Raw genomic sequence first — 21,892 nt, 5'->3', positions numbered from 1 at the left:
ATGTCGATCTTCTCGCGCCTCTTCAAATTTTCCTCCCAGGACATGGCCATCGACCTGGGCACCGCCAACACCGTGGTCTATGTCCGTGGCCGCGGCATCGTCCTCAATGAACCTTCCGTGGTCGCGGTCGAGACGCTGAACGGCGTCAAGCGCGTCAAGGCGGTCGGCGACGATGCCAAGCTGATGATGGGCAAGACCCCGGATTCGATCGAGGCGATCCGCCCGCTGCGCGACGGCGTCATCGCCGACATCGACGTGGCCGAGCAGATGATCAAGCACTTCATCAACAAGGTGCACGGCGGCAAGCACAGCCCCTGGCGCGCGCCCGAGATCGTGATCTGCGTGCCGTCGGGTTCGACCAGCGTCGAGCGCCGCGCCATCCGCGACGCCGCCAGCAATGCCGGTGCCAGCCAGGTGTTCCTGATCGAGGAACCGATGGCCGCCGCAATCGGCGCCGACATGCCGGTGACCGAGCCGATCGGCTCGATGGTCGTCGACATTGGCGGTGGCACCACCGAAGTCGCGGTGCTGTCGCTGCGCGGCCTGGCCTACACCACCTCGGTCCGCGTCGGCGGCGACAAGATGGACGAGGCGATCGTGAGCTTCGTGCGTCGCCACCATAATCTGCTGATCGGCGAAGCCACTGCCGAGCGCATCAAGAAGCAGTTCGGCGTTGCCCAGCCGCCCGAGGACGGCGTCGGCGAGACGATCCACATCAAGGGTCGCGACCTCGTCAACGGCGTGCCCAAGGAAATCAGCATCAACCAGGGCCAGATCGCCGACGCACTGGCCGAGCCGATCAGCACGATCGTCGAAGGCGTGCGCATCGCCCTGGAAAACACCGCGCCCGAACTGGCGGCCGACATTGTCGATCAGGGCATCGTCCTGACCGGCGGCGGCGCGCTGCTCAAGGGGCTGGACGATGAATTGCGCGACGAGACCGGCCTGCCGGTCACCATCGCGGAAGATCCGCTGACCTGCGTCGCGATCGGCACCGGCCGCGCGATGGAGGATCCGATCTTCCGGGGCGTGTTGCAGACTGCCTGATCCGGGGGACATAGACGATGGCGCGGCCACCCAGCCGACGCCCCGGTCATAACCGGAAGGCGCAATATAGCCTCTTCGCCAGCTATGTGGTGGCAATGGCCGGGGCAGCGATCGCGCTGCTGCTGATCGTTGTCGCCATCTTCGATCCGACCGGCTTTGCCGCGATCCGGACAGGGACGGCGGAAATCACCCGCCCCCTGTCCACCGGCATGAAGCGGACGGTGAGCGGCGTCAGCTCGATCGACGAGGTTCTGGCCGCCTATTGGCGCGCCGGTTCCCAGAATGTCGGCCTGCGCCGTCAGGTCGAGGCCGATCGCAACCGGATCATCGAGGCAAAGGGCATCGCGCAGGAAAATGCGCGGCTCAAGAAGCTGTTGAAGCTGGTCGATGTCGACAGCAGCGCGCTGCTGTCGGCGCGCCTCATCAGTTCGTCCGCCAGCAGCGCGCGTCGCTTCGCCCGGCTCAACGCCGGCAGCTGGCAGGGCGTGCGTCCGGGCATGCCGGTCCGCGCAGCCGAGGGGCTGATCGGCCGCGTCCATACCACCACGCCCAACACCGCCGAAGTGCTGCTGCTGACCGACACGAGCAATATCGTGCCGGTGCGCCGCGCCAACGACAATGTCCCGGCCATTTCCACCGGCGGCGGCGACGGATCGCTGGAGATCCGTGCGCTCGCGGCCGGTCGCAATCCGTTCAAGCCGGGTGACCTGCTGGTGACGTCGGGCATTGGCGGCATCTTCCAGCCCAATATCCCGGTCGCCGTGGTCGTCCGCGTCCAGGGCGAGATCGCCTATGGCGTGCCGCTCGCCAACCCGACCAAGGTCGATGCCGTGGTGGTGGAGCGCGCCTTCGAGCAGATCGTGACCCGCCCCGATCCGGGCGTGGCCGCGACCAGCGACCCCAATGGCCTGGCCGCCGGGAACGCCGCGACGCCATGATCGATCGCAATCTGCCGCCGGTTCCCCGCCTGGGCCGCCATCCGTCGCGCTGGCGCCTGGCGGGAACGCCGGTGGTGACCGTGATGCTGGGGTCGATGCTGACGATCCTGCCCGTCATCGCCCAGTCGCCGGCGATGCCGCCCTTCGGCCTGCTGGTCCTGCTGGCCTGGCGGTTGCTGCGCCCGGAATTGTGGCGCGCCTGGGTCGGCCTGCCGCTTGGCCTGTTCGACGACATGATGAGCGGCCAGCCGATCGGTTCGGCCATGTTCCTGTGGACCGTGATGCTGATCGGGATCGACGCGATCGAGCATCGGCTCGTCTGGCGCAGCTATCGTCAGGACTGGTTAATCGCGACCATGGCGATTATCTTCTGCCTCGCCGGCGGCGTCTTCTTCGCGCGGATTACCGGCGGAGGTCCTGTGAAACTGTTGCTGGTCGCGCCCCAAATGCTCTGGACGATATTGCTCTTTCCCTTCGTCGTCCGGCAATGCGCCCGGATCGACCGCTGGCGCGTGATGGCATGAAATTCCCGACGCCCAAGCGCAAGATCGTCACCGAAGCCACCCAGAGTTTCACCTTCAGCCGCCGGGCCATGGTGGTCGGCGGGCTGCAGGGCGCGATCGGCGCATTGCTGGTCGGCCGCATGGGCTGGATCAGCATTGCCGAGAACGAGAAATATCAGCTCCTGTCGGAAAGCAATCGCGTAAACCTGACGCTGATTCCGCCCCGGCGCGGCTGGATCGTTGATCGCAACGGCCGTCCGCTGGCCAATAACCGCACCGATTTCCGCGTCGACCTGATCCCGCAGCGGATCGTCGATGCCGAGGCGACGGTGGGCCATCTGGCGCAACTCCTCTCGCTCCAGCCCGACGATGTCGATCGGATCAAGGAGGAACTGGACAAGTCGGCCGGCTTCCGTCCGGTCCAGGTCGCCGACAAGCTGACCTATGACCAGTTCGCCGCTGTCTCCGTCCGCCTGACCGACCTGCCCGGCGTCGCGCCGAGCCAGGGCTTTTCGCGCCATTATCCCGCCGGCGCCACGGTCGGCCATCTGCTCGGCTATGTCGGCGCGGCGACCGCGGAAGACTATAAGAAGCGCAAGGATCCGCTGCTCATCACGCCGGGCTTCAAGGTCGGCAAGGACGGGCTGGAGCGCGCCTATGACGAGCATCTGACCGGCAAGCCCGGCGCCAAGCGGGTGGAAGTCACCGCGCGCGGCAAGATCGTGCGCGAACTGACCACCCGCCCCGACACGCCCGGCAATCCGATCAAGCTGACGATCGACGCGGGCCTGCAGGAATATGCCGGCCGGCGCCTCGCCACCCAGAGCGGCGCGGTGGTGGTGATCGACTGCCATAATGGCGACGTGCTGGCCTGCGCGTCGATGCCCAGCTTCGACCCCAACAGCTTTTCCGACGGCATCAGCCATCTGGAATGGGAAATGCTGTCGAAGGACGACCATGTCCCGCTGCGCAACAAGGTGCTGCAGGGCCTCTATCCGCCCGGATCGACCGTCAAGCCGATGGTGGCGCTGGCGCTGCTGGAGGCGGGCGTATCGCCGGCCGAGACGGTCAGTTGCGGCGGCGCAATCCGCGTCGGCAACACATTGTTCCACTGCCACAAGAAGCGCGGCCATGGCCCGCTCAACATGCGCGGCGCGATCGCCCAGAGCTGCGACATCTATTTCTACCAGATGGCCCAGCGGATCGGCATGGACCGCATCGCCAGCATGGCCCGGCGCGTCGGCATGGGCCAGCGCTTCGACCTGCCCTTCCCCAGCCAGAGCTATGGCACGGTCCCGGACCCGGCGTGGAAGCTCAAGAAATATAACCAGAAATGGCAGGTGTACGACACCGTCAACGCGACCATCGGTCAGGGCTATATGCTGATCAACCCGCTGCAGATGGCGGTGATGGCGGCGCGGCTGGCGACCGGGCGGCAGTTGATGCCCAATTTCCTGCATGGCGCAGCCCGGCCCGAGCCGGCACTGGTCGGCGTGCCCGAGGAGCATCTGGTGACGATCCGCGACGCGATGAGCGCGGTGGTCAATGGCGGCGGCACCGGCGGCGCGGCGCGCATGAGCATTCCCGATGTGCTGATCGCCGGCAAGACCGGCACCGCGCAGGTGCGTCGCATCACCATGGCGGAGCGCGCCGGCGGCGTGCGCGGCAATGCCGGCCTGCCCTTCAAGCTGCGCGACCACGCCCTGTTCCAGGGCTTCGCGCCGTTCGACAATCCCCGTTATGCCATCGCCTGCATCATCGAACATGGCGGCCACACCATCCGCAACGAGGATGCGCCGATGATCGCGAGCGACACCATGTCCTATCTGTTCGATCCGCAGAAGGCGATGGAGAAGCTGGTCACGCTGGAAAAGGGCTGGGGCGGCACCCCGGCCGAACGCCAGGCCCGGCAGATGGCCGCCTTCCGCCTGGCCAAGGCGATCGAGAAGGGACAGGCGCCGCCACCGGCGGCGGCGGCCGCCAATGGTAGCGAGGCCGCCCATGCGACCGCGCCGACCGCCAGCACGCCCGCCGCCAGCCCGCCACCACCAGCAACGCCCCCGGCGGACGCCGATGATGGCGACGACCTGCCCGCGCCCCCCGGCCCTGGAAACCCGTAATGAGCATCATACCCCAGTCCGTCACCGAATTTCCCTGGCGCGTGCTGGGCCTGCTTGCCGCCATCGCCCTGTTCGGCACCCTGGTGCTCTACAGCGCCGCGGGCGGTAGCATCACCCCCTGGGCGATCAACCAGGGGGTGCGCTTCGTCATCTTCGCCGTCATGGCGCTGGTGCTGAGCCGCATCCCGCTGGAGCTGTTCGCCCGCTTTGCCTTCCCGGCCTATGGCGCAGTGCTGGTGTCGCTGGTGCTGGTGGAACTGATCGGCGGCGTCGCCGGCGGTAGTCAGCGCTGGATCAACCTGGGCTTCATGCAGTTGCAGCCGTCGGAATTCATGAAGCCGATCATCGTGCTGGCGGTCGCCCGCTTCTATGCGATGCTGCCAGTGGGGGAAATCCGCCGCTGGAACGCCATCTGGCCCGCGCTGGTGCTGATCGGCGTTCCCTGGGCGCTGGTGCTGGTACAGCCGGACCTGGGCACTGCGACGATGATCCTGGCGGGCGGCATCACCGTCATGTTCCTGGCCGGCCTGCCGCTGCGCCTGTTCATCGGCTCCGGCCTCACCGTCGCCGCGATCATCCCGATCGCCTTCAGCTTCCTGCATGACTATCAAAAGAAGCGCGTCCTGATCTTCATGGACCCGGAAAGCGATCCGCTGGGCGCAGGCTATCATATCAGCCAGTCGAAGATCGCGATCGGCTCCGGCGGCATCTGGGGCAAGGGCTTCCTCCAGGGCACGCAGAGCCATCTCCAATATCTGCCCGAAGGCCATACCGACTTCGTCTTCGCCACCATGGCGGAGGAATGGGGCATGGCCGGCGGCGTGTTCCTGATCGGCGCCTTCATGCTGCTGTTCCGCTGGGGCATCCGCGTGTCGCTGCGCACACCCGACAAGTTCGCGCGCCTGGTCGCGGCGGGCCTCACCACCACCATCTTCTTCTACATGGCGATCAACCTAATGATGGTCATGGGCCTTGCGCCGGTGGTCGGCATCCCCCTGCCCTTCATGTCCTATGGCGGTTCGTCGATGCTGACCGTCATGCTGTGCGTGGGCATCATCATGTCGATCGACCGCTCGACCAAGCGCACCACGCGCATCGGCAACTGGGCCTGAGCGGGCCTCTCGCGAAAAAATTGTGCGATAACGCAATTTACTGTTTGCAGAATCAAATGTGCCTGCTAACAGCCCGCCCACACCGAAGCGATCAGCCACCAAGACTGACCGGCAACGGGATGGACGCATAGCTCAGTTGGTAGAGCAGCTGACTCTTAATCAGCGGGTCCTTGGTTCGAGCCCAAGTGCGTCCACCAAATCCTGCATCGGCCTGATGCAGGTTCGATCCCCCAGCGGATCGCTTATAGGCCAGTGTGGACGCATAGCTCAGTTGGTAGAGCAGCTGACTCTTAATCAGCGGGTCCTTGGTTCGAGCCCAAGTGCGTCCACCAAACTTTCCAAGTAAATATAGTAACTTACCCCGTTCGGGACTGGGTCTTACACGCCACCAATAAGCATCGTGTAAGAGTGCGCTAGGGACGCGGTAGAGCGTTTGTGCCAGCGCCCGATGCCCACAACCTCGCCTTGAAGGACGCACGATCGTCTGGGGCATCACCAAGGTCAGCACGAATCTCCCAGACCAGCTCTGACCACAGAAAGTCGTGGCGCTCCTTGGTCATGCCGGGTGAATTTGACTCCGCGATTTCATCGGTGAAAGCATGAAGGGCGCGGATTACCGATCCCGACCCAATCAGGTGCAAGTTGTTCACGGCCGTCGCAAACCTAATCTTGGCTTCGGTGGGCGCAGCGCCTACGATGCCGCTCGCCGCGCCCAAGAACTCTTCGTAGTAAGCAAGTTTCTTAGCCCGCCATGCCGCTTCACGCTCTTGCCTCTTCGTGAGCAAAATCGCACCCGCTGAACCGATAAGCGCCACAAGCGCAGAAATGATTGTCGCCCACATGAGCGATAACCTATCGGTGACTACCTACGACGGCAACTGCTACTGACGGTCGCGCTCGCGCCATGCTACCAGCCATGCGGGTTCACCATCAGCGAGCATATGCCTGCCCCCATGTGCCGTCCGCTTCCCAGCGATGCAGGGCAGTGACGACCGCCACCATATCCCGCCGGTCCAGCGTCCCGCCCTCAATGCCAGGCAGTACCTCCTGCTCGACCCAAGCGTCAAACGACCCGAACAGGACGGTGAAAGGCGACGACCGCAGATCCGCCATTGGGCGCTTTTGCGGCTATTTGGCGCCGGTATCTCCAAGTCGGCTGGCCAACCCCATCGACACAAAAAAAGCCGCTGAAAACCGGATGATCCGGCCTCCAGCGGCTTGCCCCGAATGGCTCTTCGGCTTTTATCAGAATTTGAAGCGGACGCCCGCCGTGAAGGCCCGGCCGATAAAGTCGTAGACTGCGATATTGGTGGGCAGGTTCACCCCCGGCACGGTGCCCGGAATGATCGGCGGCTGCTTGTCGAACAGGTTGTTGACGTTGGCGAACAGCTCGAAATTGCCATTCCCCTGAGGCACGGTGAAGCGCATGGCCAGGTCGGTATACCAGACCGCCTTCACCTTATCGTCGACGAACTGGATCGGCACCGGCCCACCGGGAATATCCAGCCGCATCTTGTGAATATATTGTTCGGACAGGGTGATGCCGAACGGCCCGTTGCTGTAGTCGATCGAGAAATTGCCGCGCCAGCGCGGGAAGCCGGCCGGGTTGCTGCCGACCACGCTGACGCCCGCATAATGGGCGATCGGCGCGCCCGCATATTGCTGGGCATCGAACTTGTCGAGATAGTTCATGTAGAGGCGCAGGCTGAGCGCCCCATCGCCCATCGCCGTGCGATAGCTGGCGTCGAAATCGATGCCGGCGGTCTTCAGGAAGGCGATGTTGGCCGGCACGATATGCACCAGCGAGGGCAGGCTGGTCGGCGTCGCCCGATCGATCAGGCCGCATTCGGCCACGCCCGATCCGCCCGCATTATAGCAGTTGGTGATGATCTGCTGCGACGAAAGCGTGTCGATCAGGCCCGTGACCTTGATCTTGTAATAGTCGACCGACAGCGAAAAGCCGGGGAAGAAGGACGGCGTCAGCACGCCACCGATCGTCAGCGTCTTGGCCTTTTCCGGCTTCAGATTGGCGTTGCCGCTGGTGACCGTGTTCACATTCTGGTTGAGGCCGCTGCCATAGCTGCCATCGGCTGTCTGCAGATCGTTGACGATGCCGATGCCGCTCTGCGCGCCCGAATAGAGTTCGAACAGGTTGGGCGCACGGATGTCGCGCGACAAGGTGGCACGCAGCAGCAGGTCGTCGACCGGCTTCCAAGTTGCACCGACCTTCCAGGTTTCGACCGTGCCCGACGTCGAATAGTCGGTGATGCGGCCCGCGCCGTTGATGCTGAGTTCCCGGAAGAAGGGCTTGTCCTTCAGGATCGGCACCGCCAGTTCGGCATAGGCTTCCTTGACGTTCAGGCTGCCATGCGCGGTGCCGACATTGGTCAGCCAGTAGAAGTTGGTGGTGGCCGGCACGCCGCGCAGGCCGGCGAAATAGGCGCTGCGCTCGGCCGCCGTGTCGAGCAGCGAGGGATCGGCATTGCTGGTGAGGTTCAGCGTCTGCTTGCGATATTCCGCGCCGACCGCGAAGTCGACCGGCCCGGCCGGCAAATCGAACAGGCTGCCACTCAGGTTCACCGCAAAGCTGTCCTGACGGATGCTGGCCCGGTAACGCGACGTGCCGGTGGCATAGGCATAGCCTTCGGGCGTCGACTTGGACGGATCGCCATGCAGCACGTCGATCGGCTTGCAGCCCGCATATTGGCTGGCATAGGTCGGATCGAGCAGCACGCGGCAGGTGATCTGGCCAGTGCTCGGATCGACCACGGCGTCGGCCGCCGCATAGAGCTTCTTGCTGTCATAGAGGCCGGAATTGGCCAGGATGTGCTTGGAGTCGCCATGCGAATAGGTGGCGCTCCAGTCGAGCCCGCCCAGCTTGCCGGTGAAGCCGGCATTGACCATCCAGTAATCGGTACGTTCCTTGGCGATGGCGGTCGGCTGGCCGGCATCATATTGGCCGACCGTGTAGCTGTCCGTCGCGGACGTCAGCGCCGAATTCAGCGCGGACGACAGATAGGGATTGCCCTTGTAGATGGTGACGCCCTGCGACGCGGGAACCAGCGCATTCACCTGGGTCGAATATTCCAGGTCCGAGCGCGACCAACTGCCCTGAACGAAGGCGTTGATGTCGTCGGTCAGATCATAGCTCAGCCGCCCGAAGGCCTGATAGGTGGTCAGCGGGATGACCGCCGCGCCGGTGGTCGGGATCTGGTAACCGTCGCCGCCCGACTGGAAGCCGGTCGTGCCGACCGCCGTGCCGGTGTTGAATGGCCGGGTCGTGCCATCATTGTTGATGACCTGCCCGACATAGGGATTGCCCGCCACGCTGGAGGCGGTGATGCGGCCATTGGGCGCCAGCGCCGAAATCAGGATGTTCGACCCGATCGTATAGGGGTTGCGCGCGCCGCCGGGCGCACAGACCGACGCCGGCTCGCTCGCCAGCTTGGTGCAGCCCACGACGCTGCCGACATAGCTATAGCCCTTGGTCGCATAGTCGCGATCGCTGCGCAGCATGCCTTCATTGTTGGAATATTCGCCGCTCAGCAGAATATGCCCGCGTCCGCCGGCAAAATCCTGGCCGACTGCCAGGCCGAGGCGCTGGTTGGCATTGTCGCCCTCGTCGGAAATGCCCGCCTGGGCCACGCCCTTGATGCCGGTGAATTTCTTGTCGAGCACGAAGTTGACGACGCCCGCGACCGCGTCAGAGCCCCATTGGGCCGAGGCACCGCCGGTCACCACGTCAACCCGCTGCATCAGCAGCTGCGGCAGCACATTGGTGTCGATCGTGCCGATATATTCGGTCGGCGATACGCGCATGCCGTCGAACAGGATCAGCGTGCGCAGCGGCCCCTTGGGATTGGCGCTGGGCGTGCCCAGGCCGCGCAGGTTGAGCACATTGCCGTGGATCGGCGCGTTCGAGAAATTCGACGCCGACTTGGACGGGCTCAGCGAATTGGAGAATTGCGGCAGCTTGTTGAGCGCGTCCGGAATGCTCGACGGCGTCGTGCGCGACAATTCCTCGGTCGTGGCGACCGTCACCGGCGTCGGCGCGGTATAGCCATCGCGCACGATGCGCGAGCCGGTCACGACGATGTCGGATGTGCTGACCGGTGCGGCACTACCCTGCTCGGCGGCCTGCTCCGGTGCCGGTGCGGGCGCCGCCGCATTCTGCGCCAGCGCGCTGCCGGTCATCGCGACGATGCTGGCGCCGATCGCCAGCGACGACGCAAAAATCTTGTGCTTGGACATTGGTCTTTCCTCTCCCTGGACGCAATGTGTCGGCTCGTTGGCCCACACCTGTCATTATTATCCCGGTGTGCATTTTTATTTCTATCGCTCCAGCGGTGGATGTCAACTAATTTTGCACCAGTGGTAAATGTTTGATCGAAAAGAATTTGCCCCCTTGCCGCAACGGAAATCCGGCCTTCTTATTAGGGACAGGGGATAAAGCCGCGAAAAGCGGCGCATCATATATTGACCTATGGTGCAAAAATGTGCGTTATGCCGGCAACAGATCGTGCCGCTCCGCGGACCAGGCACGGCGATCAGCATGGAGAAGGTCGGTGTCGAGCCTGCGCAACAGAGAATCGGTGATAATCAGGGCGTTCCGTCGATGAGCGAACCTGCCCTGTCCCTGTCCGCTTCGCCGTCACCCTCCGCGCCGATCGACAGCCCCGCGCCGCCGTCCCCTGCCCCGGCCACCGCCGACTATCCCAGTCCCTTCATGGGCTGGCTCACGGTCGCGATCCTGTTCCTGCTCTATATCCTGTCGCTGACCGACCGGAACATCATGGCGCTGATGGTCGGCCCGATCAAACAGGATCTGGGTCTCTCCGACCTCCAGATCAGCCTGCTCCAGGGACCGGCCTTCGCCCTCCTCTTTTGCCTGTGCGCCATTCCGCTCGGCATGGCGCTCGACCGCTTCAGCCGCCGCATCGTCCTCTATCTGTCGGTGACGGTGTGGAGCATCGCCGCCGCCTCCTGCGGCCTTGCCGGCAGCTTCATCGGCCTCGCCATGGCGCGGGCCGGGGTGGGCGCGGGCGAGTCGGGCTTTGGCACCGGCAGCTATTCGGTCGTCGGCGACAGCTTCCCGCCACACCGCGTCTCGCTCGCCATGTCGGTCTTCATCATGGGCGGCGTCATGGGCGCGGGCATCGTCTTCCTGCTGGGCGGCCCGATCGTCGGCGCGGCGATGAAGGCCGGCCCTGCCACCTGGCCGCTCTTCGGCACGCTCCAGCCCTGGCAGCAGGTGTTCATCATGACCGGCGCGCCCGGCATCCTGCTCGCCTTCCTCGTCTTCCTGTTCCGCGAACCGCCCCGGCGCAAGGCCGTGAGCGCGGGCGCGGGCTATGGCGAGGCATGGGCCTATATCCGCCGGCACAAGCCGCTCTACACCGCCGCCTTCGTCGGCTTCGGCCTCGCTTATGCCGCCACCATCGGCTTCCAGCTCTGGACGCCAGTCTATCTCGCTCGCGTCCATGGCTGGCAGCCCGCGCAGATCGGCCCGGTGATCGGCATTGCCCAGATCGCTGCCGCCGCGCTGATCCCGCTCCATGGCTGGACCGTCGACCGCCTCTATCGCCGGGGTCGCAAGGACGCGCATCTCTTCTGGTGCCTGATGACCGTGCTGGCCGCCGCCCCCTTCGGCATCACCGCCTTCCTGGTCGCCAGCCCCTGGGCCACGGTCGCCTGCTACTGGTGCTTCATGGCGCTGATCCTCTCGACCGCCAGCATGGGGCCGGCCACCGTCCAGGTCGTCACCCCGGCCTATCTGCGCGGCCGCGTCTCGGCACTCTATGTGCTGGCATCCGGCCTCATCGCCATGGCCGGCGGCCCGGCCTTCATCGGCCTCGTCACCGACAAGCTGTGGGGCGACGAGATGAAGGTGGGCCTCTCGCTCATTACCAGCGTCTTCTGCGTGCTGCTGCCCGCCGCCCTTCTCTTCGCCCTCGGCCGCGCCTCGATGCGCCGCGCCCATGAAGGCGATCCGGTCTGACCGGCTGTTTCCGAAAGGACATAAGATGATCGAAACCCGCCGCCCCGCCTTTATCGACGGCAAGCCCAAGCAGTTGTTGATCGACGGCAAGATGGTCGACGCGCTGTCGGGCAAGACCTTCCAGAGTTTCAGCGCGTCGACCGGCGAGCTGGTCGCCGAACTGGCGCTGGCCGGCGCCGAGGATGTCGACCGCGCCGTCCGCGCCGCCCGCGCCGCCTTTGAAGGGCCATGGAGCCGCTTCAAGCCGGCCGATCGCCAGGCGGTGCTGCTGCGCCTCGCCGATCTGGTCGATGCCGAGTTCCAGGATCTCGCGCTGCTCGACGTGATCGAGATGGGCCGGCCGATCACCGCCGCCATGGGGCTGCGCGGCATGTTGCAGCGATCGCTGCGCCATTTCGCCGGCGCCGCCACCGCCATCCATGGCGAGACTTTGTCCAACAGCTTCCCGGTCGATCTTCTCTCCTACACATTGAAGGAACCGGTCGGCGTCGTCGGCGCGATCATCCCATGGAACGGACCGCTGTTCAGCGCCGCGTGGAAGATCGGCCCGGTGCTCGCCACCGGCTGCACCATCGTGCTGAAGCCGGCCGAGGATGCCTCGCTCAGCCCGCTGCGCTTCGCCGAACTCTGCCTGGAGGCGGGCGTGCCGCCGGGCGTCGTCAATGTCGTCACCGGCGCGGGCGAGACCGGCGCGGCCCTTTCCGCCCATCCCGACGTCGACAAGATCGCCTTCACCGGCTCCTGCGAAACCGGCCAGCGGATCATCGCCGCTTCGGCCGGATCGGTGAAGAAGGTGACGATGGAACTGGGCGGCAAATCACCCAACATCATCTTTGCCGATGCCGATCTCGACGCTGCGACCCCGGCCGCCGCCATGGGCGTGTTCAACAATTCGGGTCAGGTCTGCGCCGCCGGCACCCGCCTGTTCGTCGAACGGCCAGTCTATGAGGAAATGGTGCAGCGCATCGCTGCCTTCGCCGCCAATCTCAAGATCGGTCCCAGCCTCGATCCCGAAACCGTGATCGGCCCGCTGGTCTCGGCCAAGCAGTTCGCCCGCGTCTCCTCCTATCTCGACCTTGGCTCGCAGGAGGGCGCCCGGCTCGTCACCGGTGGCCATCGCGTCACCGGCGGCGCGCTCGACAAGGGCCATTGGGTCGCCCCCACCATCTTCGCCGATGTGACCGACGAGATGCGGATCGCCCGCGAGGAAATTTTCGGCCCCGTCTCCTGCATCCTGCCCTTCGATAGCCTGGACGAGGTGATCGGCCGCGCCAACGCCACCCGCTTCGGCCTCGCCGGTGGCGTGTGGACCCGCGACATCGGCAAGGCCATGACCGCGGTCAAGCGCATCCGCGCCGGCTCCATCTGGGTGAACCATTATTTCGCGATGGACCCGTCGGTCCCGTTCGGCGGCTACAAGATGAGCGGCTACGGCCGGGAGGGCGGCGCCGAACATATCGACGCCTATCTCCAGACTAAGGGCGTGTGGATCCGCACCTGAGCGGCGCCAACCGAGGGGCTTGTCAGCGCCCCTCGGCATAGGCGCGGATCAGCGCATAGAGATAGTCGCGCCCGTCATAGACGCTCTTCACTCGGATGCGCTCGTCCACGCCATGCGCGCCATTGCCGTCGGGATCGAGGACGATGCCCGGCACGCCATAGGTCGGGATGCCCGCCGCGCTGAGATAGCGACCATCGGTGCCGGCGGTCAGCAGGTTGGGCACCACCGGAATGTCGGGGAAATGCCGCTGCGCCAATTTTTCGGCCGGTCCCATGATCTCCGGATCGAGCGGCGGCGGCACGGCCGGCGCACCCTTGTCGCCCTTGCGCGTCAGGGCGATCCCGGACGGCAGCGCCGCGCGCAGCCGCGCCTCGACATCCTCCACCCTGTCGCCCGGAAACAGACGGCACTGGATCGTCGCCTGCGCCCGCTGCGGCAGCGCGTTTTCGGCATGGCCCGCCTCCACCTGTGTCGCGACACAGGTGGTGCGCAACATCGCATTATAGGTGACGTCCCCCGTCACCGTGGCGACCGTTGCTGCGTCGTCCTGCCCCTGCCCCAGCCGCTCCATAGCCTGCCCCATCGCGCCGCCGACGATCGGCCCCATGCGGGTGGAATAGCCGCGATTGGTTGGGTTGAGCTGGATCGGGAATGACAGCCGCCGCACCGCCGCCAGCGCATAGGCCAGGTCATAGATTGCATTGTCGGGGCGCGGGCGGCTGCTATGGCCGCCGCTGTTGCGCGCCTCGATCGTGAAGCTCTGCGCATATTTCTCGCCCACCGCCAGATAGAGGGCGATCGGCCGGCCATCCTTGTCGCTGATGCCATAGCCGCCCTCGTTCAGGGCAAAGCCCGCCTGCACCGCGTCGCGCCGGTTGCGCAGCAGCCAGTCGACGCCGTTCACCGCATCGCTGCTTTCCTCGCCACAGGTCAGCGCCACCTTGATCGTGCGCCGGGGACGAAAGCCCGCCGCCTGCATCCGGATCAGGCTGTCGACCCAGATCGCCGACAGCGCCTTGTCGTCGATCACCCCGCGCCCGATAAAATAGCCCTTCTCCTCGGTCAGGCGGAACGGATCGCGCGGCCAATCCTCGCGCCGGGCGGCGACCACATCGATATGGTCGACCAGCAGCATCGGCGCCGCGCGCGGATCACTCCCCTCGATCCGGGCGATCAGGCCGCCATCCTTCTCATGCCCCTCCGGCACGAAGACCTCGGCGCGATCCGGCCCGAATCCGGCCTTGCGCAGCCGATCGAGCATCCGGCCTGCCGCGACGGTGCAACTGCCGGTCGGGGCGCTGGTATCGGTCTCCACCAGTTCGCGATAGATATCGCGAAAGGCGATCTGGTCGGGGCGCAGTTCCGCCGCCATAGCCGGGCCGGATGCCAGCGCGACAAGGCCACCAAGGGCCAGCAGGGAGCCTCTCATTTCTGGATGTCGAGCGCGCGTTCGGGGCAGGATTTGGCGCCCATCCAGGCCAGCCTTTCCTGCTCTTCCGGCACATCGATATCGCCGGGCATGATATAGCCCTCGTCATCCAGCTCGAAGATGTCGGGCGCCATCGCCCAGCAACGGGCATGGCCCTGGCATTTCTCGCGATGCACGATGATCTTCATGCCGCATCCTCCTGCGACCAGTCGAGGATCAGGTTTTCGATCCCGAACACATGGCCGCCATAGGTGACCGGCGCGGTGCCGGACTTGATGCGGAAGGTCGGGATGCGCTTCAGCCATTCCTCCAGCCCCACGACGATCTCGCGCCGCGCCAGATGCGACCCCAGGCAGCGATGCGGCCCATAGGCAAAGGCGGTGTGACGATTATCCTCGCGGGCCAGGTCGATGCGCGCGGGATCGGCAAATTCCAGCGGATCGCGATTGGCGATCATCGTCGCGCAGGACACATAGTCGCCCTTGCGGATCGGTGCGCCTTCGAAATCCACGTCCTTCGTGGCCACCCGGATCATCTGCACCGTGGGATAGGCGCGCAGCAATTCCTCCGCCGCCAGCACGATCCGCTTGGGATCGTCGCGCAGCCATTGCTGGTCCGCCTGATGCCGCGCCAGGTAATTGAGGTCAAAGCCGATCGCGGCCGCCACCGTGTCCAGCCCGGCGATGAACAGCAGCACGCCCGTGCCCCTGATCTCCATGTCGGTCAGCGGCCGGTCGTCGATCCGCGACTGCACCAGGAAGGACATGAAATCATCGACCGGCTGCCGACGCCGATCGGCCGAAAGCTCGTCAATGAACGCGACGATGGTGCGCGCCGCCGCCGGCCGCTTCACATTGTCGCCATGCAGCAGGTCATTGGCCCAGCCGACAAATTCGTCGAGCCGATCGTCCGACAGGCCCAGGAAGCGCAGGAAGATATTGACCGCGAAAGGGAAGGCGAAATCGGTCATCACGTCGCAACTGGTGCCCGACGCCGCGATCCGGTCGATCAGCACGCTCGCCCTTTCGCGCACCGCCGTTTCCAGCGCCATCACCCGCTTGGGCGACAGCAGCGGATTGAGCAACGAGCGGAACTTGCCATGTTCGGGCGGGTCCAGCTCCAGCGGGATCATCGGCCAGCTCTCGCCCAGCGCCGAGGCAAAGATGCTGCGATGGCTGGAGAAGGTTTCGGGATCCTGCAGCACCCGCCGCTGGTCCTGCGCACGGGTGATGACCCATGTGCCCTTGCCGTCGCGAGTGTTGACCGGCGAATAGAAGATGCGCGGCCCATCATGCACCACCGCGCTCGCCGCCTGCGGATCGCCATTGGGCGTCGGCTCCAGCCCCGGCGAACTGAACAGGCTGAAATTGCCGATCATGTCGGGCGGCACATGCGCCGGGATCGGACGGGCGGCCATGGTTTCCATACTACGCTCTCCTGCAGCGGTAGCCAGTTCTCGTGCCAAGACGGACCGGCCTTATCAATTTTGCATTATGGTATAGTTTATGGGCACGCCGCCGGCTGTCAATCGGACAATCGTCGTTACGATATTTTCCCGCGCACAGCGCAAGGGCGCCGCCGCATTTCCACGCTTTTCCGCCACATTGCGCAAAATTCGCGATTTCCGTTGCGGATGAAAATTATCCTTGAGTGCAAAATATAACTAGCCACCTGTGCAATATTGACCTAAGGAATCGGACATGGATCGCAAGCGGCCATCCGAAAGCCGCGAGCAGCCCGACGGGTAACACCCGGACGGCGCGTTCGCCTTTCGAGCAGAACAGGGATGTGAGTGGATGGCGGAAATGGAGCCCATCGATAGAGAAGAATTTCGGCAGGAGGCGCGCGCCTGGCTGAAGGCGAATTTTCCGCCCTCGCTGACCAATGTGCCCGGCCTCCTCTTCCAGGGCGACGCCCATGCCGCCGCTGCCAATGACGATTATCAGCTCTGGCGCCAGCGCATGACCGACAAGGGATGGGGCGTGCCCACATGGGCGCCGCGCTATGGTGGCGCCGGCCTCACCGAAGCCCATGGCAAGATCATCGGCGAGGAACTGGCCGCGATCGGCGGTTTCAACCCGATCCGCAGCTATGGCACGATGATGCTTGGCCCGACCTTGCTGGAATATGGCGACGAAGCGCAGAAGCTGGAACATCTGCCGTTCATCGCCAGCCATGAACGGCGCTGGTGCCAGGGCTTTTCCGAACCCGGCGCGGGATCGGACCTGGCCGCGCTCCAGACCAAATGCATCGACATGGGTGACCATTGGCTGGTCAGCGGGCAGAAGATCTGGACATCGGGCGCCGACCAGGCCGACTGGTGCTTCGTCCTCGTCCGCACCGATACCGAACGCAAGCAGGGCGGCATCAGCTTCCTGCTGGTCGACATGCAATCCGAAGGGATCGAGGCGCGACCGATCGTGCTTATCAGCGGATCGACCCATTTCTGCGAGGTCTTCTTCAACGATGTGAAGGTGCCCAAGGGCAATCTGGTGGGCGAGGTCAACCAAGGCTGGACCATCGCCAAGCGGCTGCTGCAGTTCGAACGCAACAGCCTGTCGGAGGTGAAGGCCGACATCACCCCCCTCGCCCCGCTGGCCCATGACTATCTGGGCACGGACGCGCTCGGGCGGATCGACAGCCCGGACCTGCGCGCCCGGCTGGTGCGCAATGCGATGCGGCATGAAGCCTATATGGCGACCGTCCGCCGGCTCGCCGCCGAAGCCAAGAATGGCGGTCCCAGCCATGGGGTGTCAGCGCTCAAGAATTTGTGGTCCGGCATCATCCAGGAACGGGCCGAGCTGCTGGTCGAGATCATGGGCGCCGACGGCCTGGGCTGGGCCGGCGATCCCTATAGCGCGGCCGAGACGGAGGCGACGCGCGCCTGGCTGCACAGCAAGGCCTTCTCCATCTACGGCGGCAGCTACGAGGTGCAGAACAATATCACCGCCAAGCGCACGCTGGGCCTGCCGGGCTGAGCATGAGCAAGGACGAGAGAAAAGACAGGATGCGGGAGGACGCGCCGTGGCGGTGCTGAACGAAGAACAGACGATGCTAAAGGACATGGCGTCGGAATGGGTGCGCGACCGCCTGCCCGTGACCGCGCTGCGTGGCCTGTACGACCATGGCGGCGGCGGCGGCAGCGGATCGGACGGCTATGACGCCGAGGCCTGGGCCGAAATGGCGCAGATGGGCTGGTGCGGCATCATCGTGCCGGAAGACCATGGCGGCGCCGATTTCGGCTATCTCAGCCTTGGCCTGGTCATCGAGGAACTGGGGCGCACCCTGGCCGCCTCGCCGCTCGTCAGTTCCGCGCTGGTTGCCGCTTCGGCGCTGCGGCTTGCGGGCACGCAGGAGCAACAGGCCCGCTGGCTGCCGGGCATCGCCGACGGATCGCTGATCGGCACGCTCGCGCTCGACGAAGGGCCGCATCATGCGCCCGAGCGCACCGCGTTGGCGGCCACAGCCTCAGGCGATGGCTGGAAGCTGTCAGGCACCAAGCGCCCGGTGCAGGACGGCATGATCGCCGACCTCGCCATCGTCGCCGCGCGCACCAGCGGCGCGCCGGGCGATCGCGATGGCCTGACCCTGTTCCTGGTGCCGACCGACAGCACCGGACTGGAACGGGAAGTGCTCGACCAGATCGACGCCCGGCGCCCGGCCCTTTACCGCTTCGATAGTGTCAACATCGCTGTCAACGATGTGCTCGGCGAAGTCGGCAAGGCCGCCGACCTGATCGACGCGATCCGCGACCGGGCCGCGATCGGCATGGCCGCCGAAATGCTGGGCAGCGCGACCCAGGCGTTCGACATCACGCTCGATTATCTCAAGACCCGCGTCCAGTTCGGGGCGATCATCGGCTCCTTCCAGGCGCTGCAGCATCGCGCCGCCGAACTGTTCGGCGAATTGCAGCTGACGCGATCGGCAGTCGAAACCGCGCTCGCCGCGATCGATGCCGAGGATCCTGCGCTTCCCGGCCTCGCCTCGCTCGCCAAGGCGACCGCCGGCGAGACGCTGCACCGCATCTCCTCGCAGATGGTCCAGTTGCACGGCGGCATCGGCATGACCCATGAACATGATGCCGGCCTTTACTTGAAGCGCGCCCGCGTCGCGGAGCAATGCCATGGCAGCACCGCCTGGCATCGCGAGCGCTGGGCACGCCTCAATGGCTATTGAGGGGCCGATGACCATGAAATCGCGCGAAATACAGCTGAAACGCCGTCCGGTCGGCGCCCCGGTGGCGGAGGATTTCGCTACCGTCGAACAGGCCGTGCCACCACCCGGCCCCGGCGAGGTCCAGGTCCGCAATCTCTGGATGGCGGTCGACCCGGCGATGCGCGGGCGGATGAGCGACGCCAAAAGCTATGTCCCGCCCTTCGCCCTCGATGCGGCGATGGAGGGCCCGGCCATCGGCGAAGTGATCGCCTCCAACGATCCGGCCTTCGTGCCCGGCGACCTCGTCTTTTCCCGGCTTGGCTGGCGCGAGGAGTTCAACGCCCCCGGCACCGCGCTCCAGCATCGCGATCGCCAGGCACTGCCGCCCCAGGCCTATCTCTGCTTCGCTGGCATGACCGGCCTCACCGCCTATGCCGGCCTCGTCCGCATTGCGGAGTTGCAGCCGGGCGATACCGTCTTCGTGTCGGCCGCGTCCGGCGCGGTCGGATCGATCGCCTGCCAGATCGCCCGCAACATGGGATGCAAGGTGATCGGATCGGCCGGCGGCCCGGACAAGACCGCCTTCCTGCGCGATGCGCTCAAGGTCGACGCCGCGATCGATTACAAGGCGGAGCCGAACCTGACCAAGGCCCTCGCCCGCGAAGTCAAGGCGATCGGCGCCAGCGGCATCGACGTCTATTTCGACAATGTCGGCGGCGATCATCTGCAGGCCGCCCTGTCGCTCGCCAATGATTTCGCGCGCTTCGCCATCTGCGGCATGATCTCGCAATATAATGTCACCGACGCGCCGACCGTGCCGCGCAACCTCACCATGCTGATGACCAAGCGCATCCGCATGCAGGGCTATATCGCGCTCGACCATATGGATCTGGAAGCGGAGATGCTGGAGCGCATGACCGCCTGGAACCGGGCCGACCAGATGGCCTCGGCCGAAACCGTCTATGATGGCATAGACAAGGCGCTCGACGCCTTCTGGGGCCTGTTCTCGGGCGCCAATATCGGCCGCACCATGGTCAGGCTGGGCTAGGGGGAACTCCATGTACGACATGCTCAAGGGCCTGCGCGTGGTAGAAGGCGCCGCCTTCATCGCCGGCCCGTCCTGCGGCCTGCACCTGGCACAGATGGGGGCGGAGGTGATCCGTTTCGACGCCATCGGTGGCGGCCCGGACTATCGCCGCTGGCCGATCGCACCGTCCGGGGCCAGCCTCTATTGGGAGGGTCTCAACAAGGGCAAGAAATCGATCGCGATCGATCTGGGCCGCCCCGAAGGGCGCGAACTGGCGGTCGCCATCGCCACCGCGCCGGGCGACAATGCCGGCCTGTTCCTCACCAACTATCCGGTCAAGGGCTTCCTCAGCCATGAGGCGCTGGCCGCACGCCGAGCCGACATCATCAGCGTCCGCGTGATGGGCTGGGCCGATGGATCGCCGGCGGTCGATTACACCATCAATGCCGCCGCCGGCGTGCCGATGATGACCGGCCCGGCCGACGATGACCGTCCGGTCAACCATGTCCTGCCGGCCTGGGATCTGCTCGGCGGCGCCTATGCCGCCTTCGCCATGACGTCCGCCCTGTTGCGCCGACGCGCGACCGGCCAGGGCGCGGAAATCCGCGTGCCCCTGTCGGACCTCGCCGCCTCCACCCTGTCGCATCTCGGCTCCGTGGCCGAAGTGCTGTCGGCCGGCGACCGGCCGCGCATGGGCAATGACCTGTTCGGCGCCTTCGGCCGGGATTTCCTGACCGCCGACGGCAAGCGGCTGATCGTCGTCGCCATCACCCCGCGCCAATGGACCGGCCTTCTCAAGACGCTGGACCTTGGCGAAGCGATCGCCGCGATCGAGGGCGAAACGGGTGCCAACTTCGCCAGGGATGAAGGCGCCCGCTTCACCCACCGCGCCCGGCTTTTCCCGCTGTTCGAAGCCGCCTTCGCCGCGCGCAGCAGCGACACGCTAAAGCCCGCCTTCGACGCGGGCGGCGTCACCTGGGGCGAATATCAGTCGCTGCATCAGGCGGTGACACAGGACGAACGGCTGTTCACCGCCAATCCCCTGTTCGAGACGATCGCCCATCCCAGCGGCCTCACCTACCCCACATCCGGCCCGGCGGGCACGCTGGCCGGCGAGGCGCGCGGTGCCGTCGGTACGGCCCCACGCCTTGGCGAGCATAGCGACCAGATATTGAGCGAGCTGCTGGGGCTCGACAGCGGCGCGATCGGCCGCCTCCATGACGAAGGACTGGTCGCATGACCCTTTCCCCATCCGATATCGCCCATTGGCAGACATGGGCCGGCAGGACCGAGAGCCGGACCGAGATGCTCGACCGGGAAGCGCTGCGCCGCTTCGCCGCCGCCATCGGCGAACCGCTCGATGTCGAGACGGTCCAGCCCTCGCTGGCCCATTGGGCCTTTTTCCTGCCGGTTGCCGCCGCTGACCAGATCGGCCCGGACGGCCATCCCAAACGCGGCGGTTTCCTGCCGCCGATCAGCCTGCCGCGCCGCATGTTCGCCGCCGCCGAGATGCAGTTTCATGCCCCGCTGATGCTCGACTGGGAAGCGACCCGCACCTCGACCGTGCTCGAGATCGCCCACAAGAGCGGCCGCAGCGGCGAGCTTGTCCTCGTGAAGGTCGGCCACAGCATCGTCCAGGCCGATCGCGAACGGGTGAGCGAGGTGCAGACCATCGTCTATCGCGACACCGGCGCACCGACGCCCACGATCGTCCCCGCCGCCTTCGATGGCGCGCCCGATGATGTGAGTTGGGCGCCCAGCAGCGTCGACCTGTTCCGCTTTTCGGCCGTCACCTTCAACAGCCATCGCATCCATTATGACCTGCCCTATGCGACCGGCGAGGAGGGCTATCCCGGCCTGGTGATCCACGGCCCCTTCACCGCCGCCAGATTGTTCGGCCATGCCCGGCGCGGCGGGCGCAGCCCGACCCGCTTCGCCTTCCGCGCGGTCGCACCGGTCTTCGCCGGCCAGCCGGTATTGCTGCGCGAGGATGCGGCCGGCCGCTGCCGCGCGATCCGCTGCGACGGCAGCGACGCGATGGTCGCCGACATCGGATATTGAG

At 65.7% G+C, this 21,892-nt stretch carries 17 protein-coding genes and 2 tRNA genes; 14 read left to right on the top strand and 5 right to left on the bottom strand.

Going from position 1 to position 21,892, the window contains the following annotated elements; translation table 11 throughout:
- The 7 genes from DIZ22_RS05520 to DIZ22_RS05490 all read left to right on the top strand — a co-directional run bounded on the left by DIZ22_RS05520 (position 1) and on the right by DIZ22_RS05490 (position 6,052).
- Positions 1 to 1,047, top strand: a complete 1,047-nt coding sequence (locus DIZ22_RS05520; protein WP_004212359.1) for a rod shape-determining protein — start codon at positions 1 to 3, stop codon at positions 1,045 to 1,047.
- 17 nt (positions 1,048 to 1,064) lie between these two features.
- Positions 1,065 to 1,985 carry a rod shape-determining protein MreC gene (mreC, locus tag DIZ22_RS05515; protein WP_004212358.1) on the top strand — a complete coding sequence of 307 codons (921 nt, stop codon included), beginning with the start codon at positions 1,065 to 1,067 and terminating at the stop codon, positions 1,983 to 1,985.
- A complete protein-coding gene (gene mreD, locus DIZ22_RS05510; protein WP_017499256.1) occupies positions 1,982 to 2,509 on the top strand; it encodes a rod shape-determining protein MreD in 528 nt (175 codons plus the stop codon). Before mreC ends, mreD begins: the two co-directional genes overlap by 4 nt.
- Positions 2,506 to 4,608, top strand: a complete 2,103-nt coding sequence (gene mrdA / locus DIZ22_RS05505) for a penicillin-binding protein 2 (RefSeq protein ID WP_048936688.1) — start codon at positions 2,506 to 2,508, stop codon at positions 4,606 to 4,608. Before mreD ends, mrdA begins: the two co-directional genes overlap by 4 nt.
- Entirely contained in the window at positions 4,608 to 5,720 is a 1,113-nt protein-coding gene (gene rodA / locus DIZ22_RS05500) for a rod shape-determining protein RodA (RefSeq protein ID WP_017499258.1), read from the top strand. Before mrdA ends, rodA begins: the two co-directional genes overlap by 1 nt.
- Before the next feature lie 121 nt (positions 5,721 to 5,841).
- Positions 5,842 to 5,917 (top strand) — tRNA-Lys (locus tag DIZ22_RS05495).
- A gap of 59 nt (positions 5,918 to 5,976) precedes the next feature.
- Positions 5,977 to 6,052, top strand: a tRNA-Lys gene (locus DIZ22_RS05490).
- A gap of 81 nt (positions 6,053 to 6,133) precedes the next feature.
- On the opposite strand, the gene DIZ22_RS05485 is transcribed toward DIZ22_RS05490, so the two are convergent.
- Positions 6,134 to 6,562, bottom strand: coding sequence for a hypothetical protein (locus DIZ22_RS05485; protein WP_048936593.1), 429 nt, complete (start codon positions 6,560 to 6,562; stop codon positions 6,134 to 6,136).
- A 403-nt stretch (positions 6,563 to 6,965) separates the two neighbouring features.
- Positions 6,966 to 9,971 carry a TonB-dependent receptor gene (locus DIZ22_RS05475; protein WP_122928023.1) on the bottom strand — a complete coding sequence of 1,002 codons (3,006 nt, stop codon included), beginning with the start codon at positions 9,969 to 9,971 and terminating at the stop codon, positions 6,966 to 6,968.
- A 364-nt stretch (positions 9,972 to 10,335) separates the two neighbouring features.
- Here DIZ22_RS05475 and DIZ22_RS05470 point away from each other — a divergent pair, with 364 nt between their 5' ends.
- On the top strand, positions 10,336 to 11,718 hold the full coding sequence (locus tag DIZ22_RS05470; protein ID WP_048936595.1) for an MFS transporter: 1,383 nt from the start codon (positions 10,336 to 10,338) through the stop codon (positions 11,716 to 11,718).
- A 25-nt stretch (positions 11,719 to 11,743) separates the two neighbouring features.
- Complete coding sequence (locus tag DIZ22_RS05465; protein ID WP_122928022.1) at positions 11,744 to 13,219, top strand: aldehyde dehydrogenase family protein; 1,476 nt, start codon at positions 11,744 to 11,746, stop codon at positions 13,217 to 13,219.
- 22 nt (positions 13,220 to 13,241) lie between these two features.
- On the opposite strand, the gene DIZ22_RS05460 is transcribed toward DIZ22_RS05465, so the two are convergent.
- From DIZ22_RS05460 to DIZ22_RS05450, 3 genes are read right to left on the bottom strand one after another with little or no spacing between them, the layout of a single operon-like run.
- Positions 13,242 to 14,648: a M20/M25/M40 family metallo-hydrolase gene (locus tag DIZ22_RS05460; RefSeq protein ID WP_048936596.1), complete on the bottom strand. Its 1,407-nt coding sequence runs from the start codon at positions 14,646 to 14,648 to the stop codon at positions 13,242 to 13,244.
- A complete protein-coding gene (locus DIZ22_RS05455) occupies positions 14,645 to 14,836 on the bottom strand; it encodes a ferredoxin (RefSeq protein WP_004212347.1) in 192 nt (63 codons plus the stop codon). Before DIZ22_RS05455 ends, DIZ22_RS05460 begins: the two co-directional genes overlap by 4 nt.
- A complete protein-coding gene (locus tag DIZ22_RS05450) occupies positions 14,833 to 16,074 on the bottom strand; it encodes a cytochrome P450 (protein ID WP_048936597.1) in 1,242 nt (413 codons plus the stop codon). Before DIZ22_RS05450 ends, DIZ22_RS05455 begins: the two co-directional genes overlap by 4 nt.
- Positions 16,075 to 16,444: 370 nt before the next feature.
- Here DIZ22_RS05450 and DIZ22_RS05445 point away from each other — a divergent pair, with 370 nt between their 5' ends.
- Genes DIZ22_RS05445 through DIZ22_RS05425 form a run of 5 tightly spaced genes read left to right on the top strand, consistent with a single transcriptional unit; the run spans position 16,445 to position 21,891 of the window.
- Positions 16,445 to 17,626, top strand: a complete 1,182-nt coding sequence (locus tag DIZ22_RS05445; RefSeq protein ID WP_048936598.1) for an acyl-CoA dehydrogenase family protein — start codon at positions 16,445 to 16,447, stop codon at positions 17,624 to 17,626.
- Positions 17,627 to 17,672: 46 nt separating this feature from the next.
- Positions 17,673 to 18,824 (top strand): acyl-CoA dehydrogenase family protein, encoded by a 1,152-nt coding sequence (locus DIZ22_RS05440; protein ID WP_048936599.1) that lies wholly within the window; start codon positions 17,673 to 17,675, stop codon positions 18,822 to 18,824.
- Positions 18,825 to 18,831: 7 nt separating this feature from the next.
- The gene (locus DIZ22_RS05435) at positions 18,832 to 19,851 is read left to right on the top strand and encodes an NADP-dependent oxidoreductase (RefSeq protein ID WP_048936600.1); all 1,020 of its coding nucleotides are present in this window, start codon (positions 18,832 to 18,834) and stop codon (positions 19,849 to 19,851) included.
- 10 nt (positions 19,852 to 19,861) lie between these two features.
- Positions 19,862 to 21,070, top strand: coding sequence for a CoA transferase (locus DIZ22_RS05430; protein WP_048936601.1), 1,209 nt, complete (start codon positions 19,862 to 19,864; stop codon positions 21,068 to 21,070).
- Complete coding sequence (locus DIZ22_RS05425) at positions 21,067 to 21,891, top strand: MaoC family dehydratase N-terminal domain-containing protein (RefSeq protein WP_048936602.1); 825 nt, start codon at positions 21,067 to 21,069, stop codon at positions 21,889 to 21,891. The genes DIZ22_RS05430 and DIZ22_RS05425 overlap by 4 nt, the downstream gene beginning before the upstream one ends.
- Position 21,892 lies beyond the last annotated feature (1 nt).

The organism is Sphingobium sp. LF-16 (genome assembly GCF_003711185.1).
In the GTDB taxonomy this organism is placed as follows: Bacteria; Pseudomonadota; Alphaproteobacteria; order Sphingomonadales; family Sphingomonadaceae; genus Sphingobium; species Sphingobium yanoikuyae_A.
The sequence above is the reverse complement of the archived record's forward strand: the minus strand, read 5'-3'. Positions and strand labels throughout refer to the sequence as shown.

What these genes read in the sequence shown, in the direction of transcription:
- DIZ22_RS05520 (WP_004212359.1), top strand. Translation starts at nt 1, where the DNA reads ATGTCGATCTTCTCGCGCCTCTTCAAATTTTCCTCCCAGGACATGGCC.
- mreC (WP_004212358.1), top strand. Translation starts at nt 1,065, where the DNA reads ATGGCGCGGCCACCCAGCCGACGCCCCGGTCATAACCGGAAGGCGCAA.
- mreD (WP_017499256.1), top strand. Translation starts at nt 1,982, where the DNA reads ATGATCGATCGCAATCTGCCGCCGGTTCCCCGCCTGGGCCGCCATCCG.
- mrdA (WP_048936688.1), top strand. Translation starts at nt 2,506, where the DNA reads ATGAAATTCCCGACGCCCAAGCGCAAGATCGTCACCGAAGCCACCCAG.
- rodA (WP_017499258.1), top strand. Translation starts at nt 4,608, where the DNA reads ATGAGCATCATACCCCAGTCCGTCACCGAATTTCCCTGGCGCGTGCTG.
- DIZ22_RS05485 (WP_048936593.1), bottom strand. Translation starts at nt 6,562, where the DNA reads ATGTGGGCGACAATCATTTCTGCGCTTGTGGCGCTTATCGGTTCAGCG.
- DIZ22_RS05475 (WP_122928023.1), bottom strand. Translation starts at nt 9,971, where the DNA reads ATGTCCAAGCACAAGATTTTTGCGTCGTCGCTGGCGATCGGCGCCAGC.
- DIZ22_RS05470 (WP_048936595.1), top strand. Translation starts at nt 10,336, where the DNA reads ATGAGCGAACCTGCCCTGTCCCTGTCCGCTTCGCCGTCACCCTCCGCG.
- DIZ22_RS05465 (WP_122928022.1), top strand. Translation starts at nt 11,744, where the DNA reads ATGATCGAAACCCGCCGCCCCGCCTTTATCGACGGCAAGCCCAAGCAG.
- DIZ22_RS05460 (WP_048936596.1), bottom strand. Translation starts at nt 14,648, where the DNA reads ATGAGAGGCTCCCTGCTGGCCCTTGGTGGCCTTGTCGCGCTGGCATCC.
- DIZ22_RS05455 (WP_004212347.1), bottom strand. Translation starts at nt 14,836, where the DNA reads ATGAAGATCATCGTGCATCGCGAGAAATGCCAGGGCCATGCCCGTTGC.
- DIZ22_RS05450 (WP_048936597.1), bottom strand. Translation starts at nt 16,074, where the DNA reads ATGGAAACCATGGCCGCCCGTCCGATCCCGGCGCATGTGCCGCCCGAC.
- DIZ22_RS05445 (WP_048936598.1), top strand. Translation starts at nt 16,445, where the DNA reads ATGGCGGAAATGGAGCCCATCGATAGAGAAGAATTTCGGCAGGAGGCG.
- DIZ22_RS05435 (WP_048936600.1), top strand. Translation starts at nt 18,832, where the DNA reads ATGACCATGAAATCGCGCGAAATACAGCTGAAACGCCGTCCGGTCGGC.
- DIZ22_RS05430 (WP_048936601.1), top strand. Translation starts at nt 19,862, where the DNA reads ATGTACGACATGCTCAAGGGCCTGCGCGTGGTAGAAGGCGCCGCCTTC.
- DIZ22_RS05425 (WP_048936602.1), top strand. Translation starts at nt 21,067, where the DNA reads ATGACCCTTTCCCCATCCGATATCGCCCATTGGCAGACATGGGCCGGC.